Source organism: Dolichospermum sp. FACHB-1091 (assembly GCF_014697585.1).
Taxonomy (GTDB): domain Bacteria; phylum Cyanobacteriota; class Cyanobacteriia; order Cyanobacteriales; family Nostocaceae; genus Dolichospermum.
The window spans coordinates 30,540-45,583 of record NZ_JACJSB010000012.1 but is presented as its reverse complement, the minus strand read 5'-3'; the positions used below and the strand labels follow the sequence as shown (position 1 = coordinate 45,583).

Genomic DNA, 15,044 nt, shown 5'->3' with positions numbered 1-15,044 from the left:
ATATGAAAGCACCTGATACCATTATTAAACTTGTTGAACATTTTCACTCTTCGATAGAATTGTATCGTGCGGGGGGAATTAATGAAACACAAACTAGAATTGAGTTTATTAATCCTTTTTTTGCTGCTTTAGGGTGGGATATTAATAATGAACGACAAACTTCTGATATTTATAAAGACGTTGTTCATGAAGATTCTTTAAAAATTAGCGACGCAAACAAAGCCAAAGCACCTGATTATAGTTTTTGGGTTGGGGGAACAAGAAAGTTTTTTGTGGAAGCGAAAAAACCCGCTGTTAATGTTGGTAATAATATGAGTGCGGCTTTTCAAGTCAGACGTTATGGCTGGTCTGCAAAATTACCTTTAAGCATTTTAACAGATTTTGAAGAATTTGCAGTTTATGATTGTCGAATTATGCCAAATAAAAATGATTCTCCATTGATAGCGAGAATCAAACATTTTCATTATACAAAATATGTAGAAAAATGGCAAGAGATTTATGATCTTTTTTCTAAGGAAGCTGTCTTAAATGGTTCTTTAGAAAGATTTGCAGAAACTAAAGTTAAATCTGGGATTACTGTTGATCAAAAATTTCTCCAAGAAATTGAAATTTGGCGAGAAAATTTAGCTGCTAATATTGTTTGGAAAAATCCCCAAATTCAACAAAGAGAGTTAAATTTTGCTGTGCAAATGACGATTAATAGAATTGTCTTTTTACGCATTTGTGAAGATAGAGGAATTGAACCTTATCAACAGTTATATAATTTATTAAAGTTGGAGAATTTTTATCAAGAGTTAGGGCGGTTATTTATCAATGCAGATTATCGCTATAATTCGGGTTTATTCCATTTCCAAGGTGAAAAAGGACGAGAAAATCCTGATGATTTTACTTTGAATTTAACTATAGATGATGCTATTTTAACATTAATTATTAGAAAACTCTATCCTCCAGAAAGTCCTTATGAATTTTCTGTGATTCCTGTGGAAATTTTAGGACAAGTTTATGAACAATTTTTAGGTAAAGTCATTCAAATATCTGCAAGTCGTCAAGCAGTTATTGAAGATAAACCGGAAGTAAGAAAAGCTGGAGGTGTTTATTATACTCCTAGTTATATTGTTGATTATATTATTAAACAAACTATTGGTAAGGTTTTAGAAAATAAGAAACCAGAAAAAATCCAAGATATAACAATTCTTGATCCTGCTTGTGGTTCAGGTTCTTTTTTAATTGTGGCCTATCAATTTCTCCTAGATTGGTATTTAGAACAATATCTGCAAAATCCCAAGAAATACAAAAATAAATTCTACCAAATTTCAGATCATCAATGGCGTTTAACCGCAAGTGAGAGAAAGCAAATTTTATTAACTCATATTTATGGTGTTGATATTGATCAACAAGCGGTAGAAACGACTAAGTTATCTTTGTTATTAAAGGTATTAGAAGGAGAATCAGGAGAAACAATTACCAGACAATTACAGTTATTTAAAGAACGGGCTTTACCTGATTTAGATGATAATATTCAGTGTGGTAATACCTTGATAGACGCAGAATTTTATCAACACACTCAATTAAATTTTTTAGACGAAAATACGGCTTATAGAGTTAATATTTTTGACTGGAAATCGGCTTTTTCTGTTATTATGAAACGAGGTGGTTTTGATGTAGTTATTGGTAATCCTCCCTATATTAGAATCCAAGCTTTAAAAGAATGGGCTGCTTTAGAAGTTGAATTTTATAAACAACAGTATGTTTCTGCTAGTAAGGGAAACTATGATATTTATGTTGTCTTTGTGGAAAAGGGATTAGAACTATTAAGAAAAGATGGCTATTTAGGTTTTATTTTACCCCATAAGTTTTTTAATGCTCAATATGGGGAATCTATCAGAAAATTAATTGCTGAAGGTAAATATCTTCATAAAATAGTGCATTTTGGAGATCAACAAGTGTTTCCCAAGGTTTCAACTTATACTTGTTTATTTTTCTTATCTAAAACAAAAAAATCAGAATTAACCTTTATTCAAGTTAAGGATTTATTTCAATGGATTGTTGATGGTAGTACGGAAGAAACATTGATAATTAATGAATCTATTACAGATGGAAAATGGGATTTTGGTAAAATTAAAAATTCTGTATTTTTTGATAAATTTAAAACCTCTAGATTTGTTAAGTTAAGTGAAATAAAAAATAATATTTCTCAAGGTATCAGAACCAGTGCTAATAAAATATATGTTTTAGATTTGATTTCTCAGGAGGATAATTTATTGCAAGTATATTCTAAAGCTTTAGATAGAATATTCACAATTGAATCTAATTTAACTTCTCTGTTTTTACAAGGTAAGGAAATAAAACCATATCAAATTTTATATTCTGGAAAGTTACTAATTGTTCCTTATGAGTTAATTAATGGAAACGTTCAGCTTATTAATGAGGATAAAATGCGTACTCAATTCCCTTTAACTTTTGATTATCTCATGCAAAATAAACCATTTTTGGAAAATAGAGAAAAAGGAAAAATGTTCGGTTCGAGTTGGTATGCTTATATTTATCCTAAAAATATTGAATTTATGAAAGGTCCTAAAATATTAGTTCCTGATATTGCAAATCGAGCTTGTTTTGCTTGGGACGATAAAGGAGATTATGCTTTTACTAGTGGCTATGGAATTACACTTAAGAGTAACGTGGAAGAATCAATTAAATATATTTTAGGATTACTTAATAGTAAATTATTGGATTTTTATCTCAAAAATATTAGTACAACAATGCGAGGAGGCTTTTTTCGTTATTTTACTCAGTTTATTGAACAATTACCAATTCGATTGATTGATTTTTCTAGTTCAAAAGAAAAAAAGATTCATAATCAAATAGTTAAACTGGTTGAACAAATGCTTTATCTTCATCAACAACTCAATCAAGCAAACACACCCCCAGCCAAAAGAATGATTCAGCAACAAATTCAAGCCACTGATAGACAAATCAATCAATTAGTTTATGAACTCTATGAATTAACTGATGCAGAAATAACTATGATTGAAAGTATTCAAAATACATAAACTTAAATTTATTCTTCCCCTTGTCTGCGTCCTAATTCATATACACCAGCGCCCATACAAACAAGTATTCCAGTGCTAACTCCCCAGCTATTACCTAAACTGATATCTAAAATCCAGTTAGATAAACCACCAAATATTAAAAAGGGGAAAATGCTAAATAGTGAAGCATAAAAGGAATTTTGCGCTTCTCTGGCTTGACGAGTCTTGTCAAATTCTGATTGACTAGTGTATAGGAAACGTTCAGCAAAATTAAACCAGCGGTTGAGTTGTGTCGTTACCCATTCTCTAACCTGTGAAAAACTCAAATATAACGCTAAAGCCCATAAACAAGTACCAGCGATCGCAACTTTATCTATTTCAAAGCGAAAAGGCAATATATCAAACATAGCATAGTTTAACTCTCCAATTGCTAATTTTAGCGTTTATCTGTCCCTAAATCCCACCATGGGGAGATTTTTATGGACTGGTTAGGGAATCTCTTGTGTAAAGTACGGTTATTATTTATGCTGATCCTGAGACAGTGCAATTACAGCAGTTTTCATGTATTTGTACCACAAGCTAATTTTTCTATTCCTTTCTTCCTTTGCGTCTTTGCGCCTTTGCGTGAGATATAAAATGTGGTTCATTTACCCGAAAATCGCTGTAAGTTAGGTAAAAGTGAGTTCTTCTTTTGTCTGTAAATTCTGATGAAATGTTTTTTGGAACATTAACTAATCAAGAGTATGATGTTGAATATGAGAAAGTTGATATAGTCAGAAAACATATCAGTAAGTTTAATGAGTTCTTACCCAACCAAAACATGATTGATAGACTACAAACAGCTTTAGATTTGGGACAGAAAATATGTAATTCTGATGCTAGTTTTTACTTTCATGAACTAAAAGAAGCAGAACTCATGGAAAAAGGTTATGATTGGTATGCGGCACATTCTATGGCAATAGCACATTATAGTGTATCACCATACAGTTTATATCATCCTGAAGTAATTAAAGCTTACCCAGAAGATTTTAACAGAAATTGGCGAACAGCTTGGGGGATTGACTCATGATCAAAGTATTAGATTTAGGTATAACCGGAAAAGCTCGGATTTGGAATAACGAATCATTTTATTTTCCTGGAGATTTTCGACCTGTTTTCTATCCTGTTGTAGATGAAAAAATAGAGGTCATCCTTGAAAGTGCAAAGATGGGTTTATTCTCTAAAAAAGAAGTAATGATAGAGATATTAGCACCTCTAGGGGCTAGGTTTTTATATGGCTGCTTGGGGGCTACATTTGAGCCAAATGATTCGGGTAAATTAGTCTTGAAAGTAGCAGTTTCCACGGAAGTGGAAAGAGAAGTTAATTCTTCCCTTGCATTATCATTAGATGTGGTGAGAGTTGGGATACCAGAAGAATATGCAGATAGTGTTTTTAATGGTGCAAAATTGAAACTGCAAGAACCGGGAATTAGTTCAATATTTGGTTCTGGTGAAATTTATTTTAAATGGGGTACATTTGGAGAAATTGGATCTTGTAGATCATTTTTTCACGATCTTGCATATACAGTTATTGAGGTAATAGTGGGAGATAAAATTCCTGCTAATTACAATGTTAAACTACCATTTAAAAAAGTTCTGGAACAATCTTTTTGATGTTTTTCTTAATCAGAAAAAAGTAGAGATGTTCCATGGAACGTCTCTACAAAAATTATCTAAATTAATAAGGTACGGCTACCGGCTCATGAGTTTTTAGTTGAATTGCAGTATTATCGGCGACAATTTTCCGAAAAACATCACCGTCAATAGTTTCTTGTTCTATCAACAAATCAACCACCCGCTCCAAAATTAAACGGTTTTCCTGGATGATTTCCTTAGCTTGAATATAGCACTTGCTGACAATTTCCCGAACTGTAGCATCAATTTTAGCAGCAATTTCCTCCGAATATTCAGATTTATTCATCCAGTCCCGGCCTAAAAATACCTCATAATTTTGATTTTCCAAAGAAACTAGACCTAAATCAGACATTCCAAACTTTGTTACCATTTGTCGAGCCATATTAGTCACCTGTTGTAAATCATTTCCCGCACCGGTAGTCACCTCCGCTTGACCAAAAACGATTTCCTCCGCTGCACGACCGCCCAAAGTTGCCGCAATTCGCGCTAAAATCTGGGAACGGGAAATTAAACCCTGTTCTTCATTGGGAGTAAACCAAGTTAAACCTAATGCTTGTCCTCTGGGAATTAAAGTAACTTTTTGTACAGGATCATGATCCTTAACCAACGTACCTACCAAAGCGTGTCCCACTTCATGATAAGCAATGAGGCGTTTACTTTTGCTATCTACTAAAGCAGTTCCTTCCATACCCGCAACTACTCGATCTATCGCATTATCAACTTCTAAATCGGTGACTGCTTCCTTGCGTCTTCTGGCTGTCAAAATAGCAGCTTCATTGAGTAAATTAGCTAAGTCAGCACCGGTAAACCCAGGAGTCCGCCGAGCGATCGCTTCTAATGATACACTAGGGTCAATCTTCTTATTTTGAGCATGGACTGTCAAAATTTCCTCTCTTCCCTTCAAATCTGGAACGTCTACAATTACCTGTCTATCAAAGCGTCCTGGACGTAACAAAGCCGAATCTAGAACATCAGGGCGGTTAGTAGCAGCAATAATAATAATCCCCGTATTTCCCTCAAAACCGTCCATTTCCGTTAATAACTGGTTAAGAGTTTGTTCTCGTTCATCATTTCCCCCACCAATACCCGCACCCCGTTGTCTACCTACCGCGTCAATTTCATCAATAAAAATGATACAGGGAGCATTATCCTTAGCTTTTTTGAACAAATCACGGACACGGGAAGCACCCACACCAACAAACATCTCCACAAATTCCGAGCCAGACATACTGAAAAAAGGTACACCTGCTTCACCCGCAATAGCCTTTGCTAGTAAAGTTTTCCCAGTTCCCGGCGGTCCAATTAGTAACACACCCTTGGGAATTTTCGCACCTACAGCGGTAAATTTTTCCGGCTGTTTTAAGAAAGTCACAACTTCCTCTAATTCTTCTTTGGCTTCATTCACTCCTGCGACATCAGCAAATTTGACCCCGGTTTTTGCTTCCATTTGAAAGCGGGCGCGAGATTTACCGAAACTCATGGCTTGGTTAGAAGCATTCGCAGAACGACGCAGGAATAATATCATTAAAGCCACCAGGGGTAAAATCCACATGAGATTAATTAACAACCCCACAGCAACCCTGTTTCCAGCGGAGGAAACCTCACCAAAATCAACATTTTTTTCCCTAAGTTTATTCACTAATTCTGGATTTTGCTCTAAAAGGCGCACCTGTAGAGGAGGTGTATTCGGCTTTTGTCCAGTTAAATAAACCCTAGCTATCTGCTCAGTTTGATCCAATTCAACCCTTTTTACTTCGCCTTTATCCGCTTTCTGAATTAACTCCCCATAAGTTAAAGAATTACGCTCTGTTTTTTGCTGCGCTAAAACTGGATTAATATTCACAATACCAGGTAACATAATCAACCCAGCAGTTATCATACCAGTTAAAGCGTGAGTTGGCGAAGAAGCTGATAAATGCTGTTTCTTCCAAAAATTTTTGTGCGAATTTTTCATATATAGTTATCCTTTATGCCTGTTTTTCTGAGAACTTGTCATATCTAGAAATTACAGTTTCCTAATCTAGTGTAACTGCCAGACTTGATTATTAACAGGTGATAGGACAGAAGGTGACAGGTAACAGCTTATATTGTACTAGGAAGAATAGAAGACCTATTGCTTAAACCCAAGAAAAGAGCCGCAATAGTTCCAGTTACAGAGATTTCACCTTCAGCAATGCACTTAAATACTGAATCTATAGAAATTAAAATTACTTCTATTTCCTCAGTAATATCCAGATTTTGTTGTTCTCCTACTTTCACCACATTTTCCGCTAAAAATAAATGTATTTGATTAGTGTCTTTACTCGGTTTATCATAAAGCGTTGCGATTTTTCGCACATTTTCTGCCCAATAGCCCGTTTCTTCGCGTAATTCCCTGACTGCTGCGCTTTCTGGATTTTCTGTATTTACGTCAAATCTACCCGCAGGAAGTTCCATGACAAATTCCCCTATAGCGTGTCTATATTGACGCACAAAAATAATCTCTTGATTTTTAGTAATGGGTAGAATTATAGCAACATCTGGTTTTATACTGATAAAATAATCGTCTATGATTTTACCATTTGGCAATTCTATCTGATCTTGTCGAATTTGACACATTGGCTCATCTATGACCATTTTTGAGCTTAGTATTTGCCATTTCTGTAAATTATTCATAATTTCATGACCGAAAATATGGGATACAAGCCCCGTCCTTCCAGGACGGCTTTTCTTGATTCTTAATATACTCCTTTTCCCCATTTTAAGATATTTTAATATACTTATGCAAATTAATTTTCAACCCTTTACCGTTAATAAACGATTTCCCTTAACAATTAGTCGCGGAACAACAGCACAAACAACAAATGTATGGTTAAAAATCGCACAAGAAGGGATTGAGGGTTGGGGAGAAGCATCTCCCTTTGGTGTGGGTAACTACAGACAAACTACTGAGCAAATTATAAATAATATAGAGCAAATTATACCTATATTTCAGAAATTTAGCCCTTGGCAAAGACAGGAAATTGAGTCACTATTAGAACAAATGCAAATTCCTTCTGCTGTGAAAGCAGCCTTAGATATGGCATTACAGGACTGGCTAGGTAAGCGCTTAGGTTTACCTTTGTGGCAACTTTGGGGACTAAATAAAAGTGCTATAGTATCAACATCGGTAACAATTGGAATTAATTCCCCAGCAGGTGCTAAAGCCAGAACCCAAGACTGGTTACAATTTATGGATGTGCAGTTATTCAAAGTCAAATTAGGTTCAACACAAGGAATAGAAGCAGATCAAAAAATGCTTTTAGCAGTACGGGAAGCAACAGGGGAAAAAGATGTATTTGTTGATGCTAACGGAGGTTGGAATTTAGCAGATGCTATTAATATGTGTAGTTGGTTAGCTGATTTAGGGATAAAATACATAGAACAGCCCTTAGCAAGAGGTGAAGAAGCAAATTTAGCCAAGTTGAAAAAACATTCCCCCTTACCTATTTTCGCTGATGAAAGTTGCTTTACTAGTGCGGATATTCCCCAATTAGCTGATAATGTAGATGGAATTAATATTAAGTTAATGAAATCTGGGGGAATTACCGAGGCCATGCGAATGGTACATACAGCCAAAGCTCATAATTTACAAGTGATGTTTGGCTGCTATTCTGATAGTTCTCTGGCTAATACCGCCGCTTTACAACTTGCACCATTAGCTGATTATTTAGATTTAGATAGTCATTTGAATTTAATTGATGATCCTTTTAGCGGTGCGCTGGTAGAAAATGGGAGAGTTTTGCCAAATAATTTACCTGGTTTAGGAGTAAAATACAGTGCGTCTGTCGCTTAATCAAAAAATAGCAATTCTTCTCCATGAGGGAATTACTGGAGTTCAAGGAAAAACAGGGTTATCAATTTTACGCTATAGTGAATCCCCTATTGTGGCTGTAATTGACAGAGAATCTGTAGGTAAATCTTTAGTAGAGTTAACAGGTATTCAACGAGATGTGCCAATTGTGGCATCTATACCAGCAGCATTACAGTATAAGCCAGAAGTTTTAGTAATTGGGATTGCTCCCAAAGGTGGTGCTGTTCCTGATGATTATTGGACTGATATCAAAGATGCTCTCAAAGCTGGAATGTCCTTGGTAAATGGATTACATACACCCCTAGCAAATATACCTGAATTAAATGCCCTCCTCAAACCAGGACAATTAATTTGGGATGTACGGAGAGAACCGGTCAATTTAGATGTAGCATCTGGACTGGCGCGAACTTTACCCTGTCGCCGAGTTTTGACAGTGGGAACGGATATGGCCATTGGAAAAATGTCCACTAGTCTAGAATTACATCGGACGGCTAAATTATGGGGTTTACGTTCCAAGTTTTTAGCCACTGGTCAAACTGGGTTAATGTTGGAAGGAGAAGGGGTGGCTTTAGATGCTGTGCGGGTAGACTTTGCGGCTGGTGCGGTGGAACAGTTAGTCATGCGTTTTGGTCAACATTACGACATTCTGCAAATTGAGGGGCAAGGTTCTCTTTTACACCCCGGTTCAACAGCAACTTTACCGTTAATTCGCGGTTCTCAACCTACACATTTAATATTAGTACATCAAGCGGGACAAACTCACAACCGTAATAATCCCGGTATACCGATTCCCCCATTACCGGAAGTGATCCAAATGTATGAAATCGTTGCCCGTGGTGCTGGTGCTTTTGGTAATGCTAAGGTTGTGGGTATAGCTTTAAATACCAGGAATTTAGAGGAATTAGAGGCAAAAAATGCGATCGCTCAAATCATAACAGAAACCGGACTACCTTGTACAGATCCCATTCGTTTCGGGGCTGAATTGTTGTTGAATGCAGTTATGCAAAATTAGAAGAAGGGGAGAAAAAATCTTGAATATTCTGCACAAATGCTAAGGTATTTTCCAGGTGAATATTATGTCCAACATCATGAATTATTTGTAATTTAGCAAACTTACATTTTTCAGTTATTGCTATATTAATATCAATAAATTTTTCATCTTTTTCTCCCACCAATAATAGGAGAGGAATAGTATTTTCTGTGAGTAATTCCCATAAACAAGGTTGAGAACCTGTTCCCATAAACTGCAATGATTTGACTAAATTTGGGGGATGATTTGTTAATCTACTTGCGATCATACATTGGTATTGGGGATGATCTTTAATTTTCCCAAAAATCCGTTGTTCATACCAATTATTGAGAAAGTGATAAAAATCATCTTTATTGATTATTCTCGTTAATTTCCTAGCTATTTGAGCATCACTTTTAATTCTAGCTAACCTGGCCATTTCTGTTGCTAAACCAGGGGAAGCAGATTCTAAAATAACCTTAATAAACCTACTGGGAAAATGAAGAGTGAGATATAAAGCTAATCTTCCTCCCAGAGAATAACCAATTAAATAGCATTGGTCAATTTTTAATTGATCTAATAATTGTATAATGGCCGTGGCTGTAGATGGCATGGTATAGTATTCATCATCTAAAACCTGAGTTTTTCCATGTCCAGGTAAATCAATAATCAGATAGGAAAAATCATCAAATAGTAATTTGATGACTTGATCAAATTCATAAATATTACCCATAAAACCATGTAAAAATAGAATTATTGGTTTATGTGCATTTTGATTTAAAAAATAGTGAAATTGATATTGATTCCCAGTCATAAATACCGCAGTCAAAAGTTAAGAATTAGGGTAAAAATCTATCTAAAGCGGCTTTTAATTGTTCAATTTCCGATTCCATATTACCTTCTTGGGCAGCTCTAGCGATACACTCAGTTAAATGTTCATCTAGCACAATGCGTGCTACCTTATCTAATGCACCACGGACAGCCGCAATTTGTAATAATACATCAGGACATGAAGTATTTTGTTGTACCATATTTTTAATACCACGTACATGGCCTTCTATGCGCGAAAGTCGGTTAATAATTCGCCGTAAAGACTCTTCACTGTGGACATGAGAATGTGTATGATTTGTATGATTGTGATGGTGTGAATGCTCTCCTGGCTCTAATGTAGCTAGGGATTCGTTAGTTAGTGGGGTTGATCCATTATTCATGCTATTATACTGATATTTGTTTTGTTTTGGCATTTTGGCATTAACTAGTATCTTAGCTTGAAAAAAATAGATTCCACAACATCAAAGAAACTTAAAATTGAGTCAAAATGTCAATAAACAGAAATTCTGAATCTGATCTGTAAAAATAAGTGTAGATAGATTTATCAAGAAACAGCAAAAACTAGGCTTGTAGATTAGGTTGTGATTATGCGATTTCCCAAAATATCCCCGTCTATCCGACAACTCAGTACCCATATTTTAGCGATTTTTATGGGAGTGCTGTTAACTGTTACCTCCCTGCGGGTGTTACCTTCCGTAGCAGAACCGGGTCCTAACCCTGTCACGGAGTCATTAACAAAAGTGGCTCAAAAGCCATCTTCCGCTGCTGCTGCGATTGGTGGTCATAGTTTTGTGACAACAGCAGTGAATCGTGTTGGACAGGCAGTAGTCAGAATTGATACAGAAAGAACGATTACGCGCCGCAATGATCCTTTTATGGAAGATCCCTTTTTTCGGCGGTTTTTTGGTGATAGTTTTCCCCAACAATCACCGACTGAACAGTTACGGGGTTTAGGTTCTGGTTTTATTATTGACAAAAGCGGCGTAATTCTTACCAATGCTCACGTAGTTGACAAAGCTGATAAAGTCACAGTCCGTCTGAAAGATGGTCGCACTTTTGAAGGTAAAGTCCGTGGTATTGATGAAGTTACAGACTTGGCAGTAGTTAAGATTAATGCTGGTAATGATTTACCCGTAGCACCTTTAGGTTCTTCTCGTAATGTTCAGGTGGGAGATTGGGCGATCGCCGTTGGTAATCCGTTAGGATTTGATAATACCGTTACTCTGGGAATTGTCAGCACCTTAAAACGTTCTAGCGCTCAGGTTGGTATCAGCGATAAACGGTTAGACTTCATTCAAACCGACGCAGCGATTAACCCTGGTAACTCTGGTGGACCATTATTAAATGGTTTAGGAGAAGTAATTGGAATTAATACAGCAATTCGCGCTGATGCCATGGGTATCGGTTTTGCAATTCCTATTGACAAAGCTAAAGCGATCGCTACTCAATTACAACGCAATGGTAAAGTAGCTCACCCTTACTTAGGTGTACAAATGGTGACATTAACACCAGAATTAGCAAAACAAAATAACAGTGATCCTAACTCCATGTTTACGATTCCTGAAGTCAAAGGAGTTTTAGTCTTGCGGGTTGTTCGTGATTCTCCCGCTGCAATTTCAGGTATCCGTCGTGGAGATGTGATTGTGCAAATTGACAATAAAGCTATCACCAGTGCGGAACAATTACAATCCATAGTAGAAGACACTACCCTGGGTCAAGCCTTGCAGGTAAAAATCCAAAGAGGTAATCAAACACAAATACTTTCAGTTCGTACCGCTGAGTTAAAAGATCTTTCCTAGTTACTGTATGGGTATGCTTCGGTGTACCCCGAAAGGCAGAATAGTGGTGTTGGTTGGGCAATACCTTTGCCAATTTACGAGGGTTCAAAGGTATTGCAACTGATGATTGGTCATACTTTATTTTAATTTTATGATTCCAATCACCAACTACCAAATAAATTAAGTAAGTGCTTCTGCACCACCGACAACTTCCAGTAGTTCCTGGGTAATTGCGGCTTGACGAGCTTTGTTGTAGGACAAAGACAGAGTTTTAATCAACTCACCCGCATTATCACTAGCGTTACTCATCGCTGTCATCCGTGCTGCTAGTTCACTAGCCGCTGATTCTTGTAAAGCCCGTAATAACTGATTGCTCAGATATAATGGCAACAAAGAATCCAGGATTTGGACTGGATCTTGTTCAAAAATCATATCGCGGGGTAAGGGTGCAACCGTACTAGTTACCTTTTCCCGTTCTACTTGGAATTGACCACCACGGGTAGTTAAACGGAAAATTTCATCATCCGCTGCTTCTAAACCTTGGGTATCCAAAGGGAGAAGGGTTTGGACTACGGGACGAGAACTAACCAAGGAGACAAATTTTGTATAAACTAGCTCAATCCGGTCTACTTTTTCGGAAAGGAATAGAGAAAGCAGTTCATCAGCGATATTTGTTGCTTCGGCTGCGGTAGGAATTTGTTCTAAACCGCTGTAAGTAGCATCTATAGGCTGATTCCGTCGCTGAAAGTATTGGGTAGCTTTGCGGCCAACCAAGACATAAGTATAGCCTACACCTTCAGCTTGAAGTTCTTTAGCACGATTTTCAGCGCGACGAATGACGTTACTATTGTAACCACCACATAAACCCCGATCGCCGGAAATTACTAACAAGCCGACTGATTTAACTTCGCGTTTTTTCAGTAGGGGTAAGTCCACATCTTCAAAACGCAGTCTGGTTTGTAAGCCAAACAATACTTGTGCTAAACGGTCAGCAAAGGGACGGGTAGCAATTACTTGTTCTTGAGCGCGACGGACTCTGGCCGCTGCTACCAGTCGCATGGCTTCCGTGATTTTCTTGGTGTTTTTGACCGACTGAATGCGATCGCGTATTGATTTGAGATTAGCCATAATCCGATTTTAGATTTTAGATTTTAGATTTTAGATTCGGAATTTCGGATTTTAGATTAGACTCATCTGCAAATAAACATCAAATCCCCCTATTTTAGAGGCCGATATCTAATTTCGGGATAAGTCTATGTAATCCAAAATCCAAAATCCAAAATCCAAAATTTTTACGCTGCTGCTTGGAAGGTCTTTTTGAACTCGGTTAGTGCTGCTTTCAAAGCAGTTTCCTCTGCATCACCGAGAACTTTTGTGCCTTGTACGCCTTGGTAATAAGCAGTACTAACATTCTTCAGGTAATCACGTAAACCTCTAACAAAGGTAGTTACTTGATTAACTGCAATGTCATCTAAATAACCATTAATACCAGCGTAAAGAACTGCTACTTGTTCAGCGACGGAGAGAGGGTCGTTTTGAGGCTGTTTTAACAATTCCCGTAAACGCGCACCACGAGCCAACTGATCTTGAGTGGCTTTGTCTAAATCAGAAGCGAACTGAGCGAAAGCTTGTAAATCGTCAAACTGAGCCAATTCCAGCTTGATTTTACCAGCAACTTTTTTCATGGCTTTGGTTTGAGCCGCAGAACCTACACGGGATACAGAGATACCGGGGTTAACAGCGGGACGGATACCAGAGTTAAACAAGTCAGAAGACAAGAAAATCTGACCGTCAGTAATAGAAATTACGTTGGTAGGAATATATGCGGATACGTCACCAGCTTGGGTTTCGATAATTGGTAAAGCAGTCATACTACCTTTACCCAATTCGTCGCTCAATTTAGCCGCGCGTTCCAACAAGCGGGAGTGGATGTAGAATACATCTCCAGGATAAGCTTCCCGACCGGGTGGACGACGTAACAGCAAGGACATTTGACGGTAAGCCTGTGCTTGCTTAGAAAGGTCATCATAAATAATTAAGGTCGCTTTGCCTTTGTACATGAAATACTCAGCAATACTAGCGCCTGTGTAGGGAGCTAAGTATTGTAAAGTAGCTGGGTCACTGGCGTTAGCTGCTACGACTACGGTGTAGTCCATAGCGCCTTTTTCTTGTAAAGTTTGGACTACGTTAGCAACGGTGGAAGCTTTTTGACCGACAGCTACGTAAACGCAAACAACATCTTCACCCTTTTGGTTAATGATGGTATCAATAGCGATCGCTGTTTTCCCTGTTTGTCGGTCACCAATGATTAATTCCCGTTGACCACGGCCGACGGGAATCATGGAATCAATAGCGGTGATCCCTGTTTGCATCGGTTCATGGACGGAGCGACGAGCGATAATACCAGGGGCGGGGGATTCAATTAACCGACTTTCGGTAGTTTTGAGATCACCTTTACCATCAATGGGACGACCCAAAGCATCTACAACCCGACCAATTAAAGCTTCACCCACAGCTACTTGGGCGATTTTACCGGTAGCGGTTACGGAGCTACCTTCTTGAATGTCCCGACCTTGACCCATCAATACCGCACCAACGTTATCTTCTTCTAAGTTTTGGGCGATACCAATGGTGCCATCTTCAAATTCTAGGAGTTCCCCAGCCATAGCTTTTTCTAAGCCATAAATCCGGGCAATCCCGTCACCAACTTGTAACACTGTACCAACGTTAGCAACTTTAACCTCTTGGTCGTATTGCTCGATTTGTTGTTGGATAATGCTGCTGATTTCGTCTGGTCTAATGGAAATGCTCATTTGTCGTGCTAATTAGTTTCACAAAGAAGTTAATGATAATTGGTGATTGGTGATTGGTGATGGAGGAAAATTTTACCC

13 protein-coding genes are annotated in these 15,044 nt (G+C 37.5%); 6 read left to right on the top strand and 7 right to left on the bottom strand.

Annotated elements, in window-relative coordinates; all coding sequences use genetic code 11:
- Positions 1 to 2 precede the first annotated feature (2 nt).
- On the top strand, positions 3 to 3,050 hold the full coding sequence (locus tag H6G25_RS09685) for an N-6 DNA methylase (protein ID WP_190392289.1): 3,048 nt from the start codon (positions 3 to 5) through the stop codon (positions 3,048 to 3,050).
- An 8-nt stretch (positions 3,051 to 3,058) separates the two neighbouring features.
- Here the strand turns inward: H6G25_RS09685 and H6G25_RS09680 are convergent, their stop codons facing one another.
- Complete coding sequence (locus tag H6G25_RS09680) at positions 3,059 to 3,436, bottom strand: hypothetical protein (RefSeq protein ID WP_028088620.1); 378 nt, start codon at positions 3,434 to 3,436, stop codon at positions 3,059 to 3,061.
- 284 nt (positions 3,437 to 3,720) lie between these two features.
- Here H6G25_RS09680 and H6G25_RS09675 point away from each other — a divergent pair, with 284 nt between their 5' ends.
- Positions 3,721 to 4,098 carry a hypothetical protein gene (locus H6G25_RS09675; RefSeq protein ID WP_242034922.1) on the top strand — a complete coding sequence of 126 codons (378 nt, stop codon included), beginning with the start codon at positions 3,721 to 3,723 and terminating at the stop codon, positions 4,096 to 4,098.
- Positions 4,095 to 4,682: a hypothetical protein gene (locus H6G25_RS09670; protein WP_190392288.1), complete on the top strand. Its 588-nt coding sequence runs from the start codon at positions 4,095 to 4,097 to the stop codon at positions 4,680 to 4,682. The genes H6G25_RS09675 and H6G25_RS09670 overlap by 4 nt, the downstream gene beginning before the upstream one ends.
- 64 nt (positions 4,683 to 4,746) lie before the next feature.
- Here H6G25_RS09670 and ftsH read toward each other — a convergent pair whose 3' ends face one another.
- Together ftsH and H6G25_RS09660 are read right to left on the bottom strand one after the other, a co-directional pair.
- Positions 4,747 to 6,582: an ATP-dependent zinc metalloprotease FtsH gene (ftsH, locus tag H6G25_RS09665; protein WP_190392349.1), complete on the bottom strand. Its 1,836-nt coding sequence runs from the start codon at positions 6,580 to 6,582 to the stop codon at positions 4,747 to 4,749.
- Positions 6,583 to 6,785: 203 nt separating this feature from the next.
- Positions 6,786 to 7,358, bottom strand: coding sequence for an NUDIX hydrolase (locus H6G25_RS09660; protein WP_190392287.1), 573 nt, complete (start codon positions 7,356 to 7,358; stop codon positions 6,786 to 6,788).
- 106 nt (positions 7,359 to 7,464) lie between these two features.
- Between H6G25_RS09660 and H6G25_RS09655 the strand changes: the two genes are divergently transcribed.
- Positions 7,465 to 8,517 carry a dipeptide epimerase gene (locus tag H6G25_RS09655; protein WP_190392286.1) on the top strand — a complete coding sequence of 351 codons (1,053 nt, stop codon included), beginning with the start codon at positions 7,465 to 7,467 and terminating at the stop codon, positions 8,515 to 8,517.
- Positions 8,501 to 9,547 carry a DUF1611 domain-containing protein gene (locus tag H6G25_RS09650; protein ID WP_190392285.1) on the top strand — a complete coding sequence of 349 codons (1,047 nt, stop codon included), beginning with the start codon at positions 8,501 to 8,503 and terminating at the stop codon, positions 9,545 to 9,547. The genes H6G25_RS09655 and H6G25_RS09650 overlap by 17 nt, the downstream gene beginning before the upstream one ends.
- Here the strand turns inward: H6G25_RS09650 and menH are convergent.
- Both menH and H6G25_RS09640 read right to left on the bottom strand, forming a co-directional pair.
- On the bottom strand, positions 9,534 to 10,358 hold the full coding sequence (gene menH / locus H6G25_RS09645; protein WP_190392284.1) for a 2-succinyl-6-hydroxy-2,4-cyclohexadiene-1-carboxylate synthase: 825 nt from the start codon (positions 10,356 to 10,358) through the stop codon (positions 9,534 to 9,536). The genes H6G25_RS09650 and menH overlap by 14 nt on opposite strands.
- A 25-nt stretch (positions 10,359 to 10,383) precedes the next feature.
- On the bottom strand, positions 10,384 to 10,755 hold the full coding sequence (locus H6G25_RS09640; protein ID WP_190392348.1) for a metal-sensing transcriptional repressor: 372 nt from the start codon (positions 10,753 to 10,755) through the stop codon (positions 10,384 to 10,386).
- 207 nt (positions 10,756 to 10,962) lie between these two features.
- Between H6G25_RS09640 and H6G25_RS09635 the strand changes: the two genes are divergently transcribed.
- On the top strand, positions 10,963 to 12,174 hold the full coding sequence (locus tag H6G25_RS09635; RefSeq protein WP_190392283.1) for an HhoA/HhoB/HtrA family serine endopeptidase: 1,212 nt from the start codon (positions 10,963 to 10,965) through the stop codon (positions 12,172 to 12,174).
- A 159-nt stretch (positions 12,175 to 12,333) separates the two neighbouring features.
- Here the strand turns inward: H6G25_RS09635 and H6G25_RS09630 are convergent, their stop codons facing one another.
- Both H6G25_RS09630 and atpA read right to left on the bottom strand, forming a co-directional pair.
- Positions 12,334 to 13,281, bottom strand: coding sequence for a F0F1 ATP synthase subunit gamma (locus H6G25_RS09630; RefSeq protein ID WP_190392282.1), 948 nt, complete (start codon positions 13,279 to 13,281; stop codon positions 12,334 to 12,336).
- A gap of 164 nt (positions 13,282 to 13,445) precedes the next feature.
- Complete coding sequence (gene atpA, locus H6G25_RS09625) at positions 13,446 to 14,966, bottom strand: F0F1 ATP synthase subunit alpha (protein WP_028091269.1); 1,521 nt, start codon at positions 14,964 to 14,966, stop codon at positions 13,446 to 13,448.
- Between the last annotated feature and the right edge of the window lie 78 nt (positions 14,967 to 15,044).

Bases quoted from the DNA above. Each gene is read 5' to 3' on its own strand.
- H6G25_RS09685 (WP_190392289.1), top strand. From the start codon at position 3: ATGAAAGCACCTGATACCATTATTAAACTTGTTGAACATTTTCACTCT.
- H6G25_RS09680 (WP_028088620.1), bottom strand. From the start codon at position 3,436: ATGTTTGATATATTGCCTTTTCGCTTTGAAATAGATAAAGTTGCGATC.
- H6G25_RS09670 (WP_190392288.1), top strand. From the start codon at position 4,095: ATGATCAAAGTATTAGATTTAGGTATAACCGGAAAAGCTCGGATTTGG.
- ftsH (WP_190392349.1), bottom strand. From the start codon at position 6,582: ATGATAACTGCTGGGTTGATTATGTTACCTGGTATTGTGAATATTAAT.
- H6G25_RS09660 (WP_190392287.1), bottom strand. From the start codon at position 7,358: ATGAATAATTTACAGAAATGGCAAATACTAAGCTCAAAAATGGTCATA.
- H6G25_RS09655 (WP_190392286.1), top strand. From the start codon at position 7,465: ATGCAAATTAATTTTCAACCCTTTACCGTTAATAAACGATTTCCCTTA.
- menH (WP_190392284.1), bottom strand. From the start codon at position 10,358: ATGACTGGGAATCAATATCAATTTCACTATTTTTTAAATCAAAATGCA.
- H6G25_RS09640 (WP_190392348.1), bottom strand. From the start codon at position 10,755: ATGAATAATGGATCAACCCCACTAACTAACGAATCCCTAGCTACATTA.
- H6G25_RS09635 (WP_190392283.1), top strand. From the start codon at position 10,963: ATGCGATTTCCCAAAATATCCCCGTCTATCCGACAACTCAGTACCCAT.
- H6G25_RS09630 (WP_190392282.1), bottom strand. From the start codon at position 13,281: ATGGCTAATCTCAAATCAATACGCGATCGCATTCAGTCGGTCAAAAAC.
- atpA (WP_028091269.1), bottom strand. From the start codon at position 14,966: ATGAGCATTTCCATTAGACCAGACGAAATCAGCAGCATTATCCAACAA.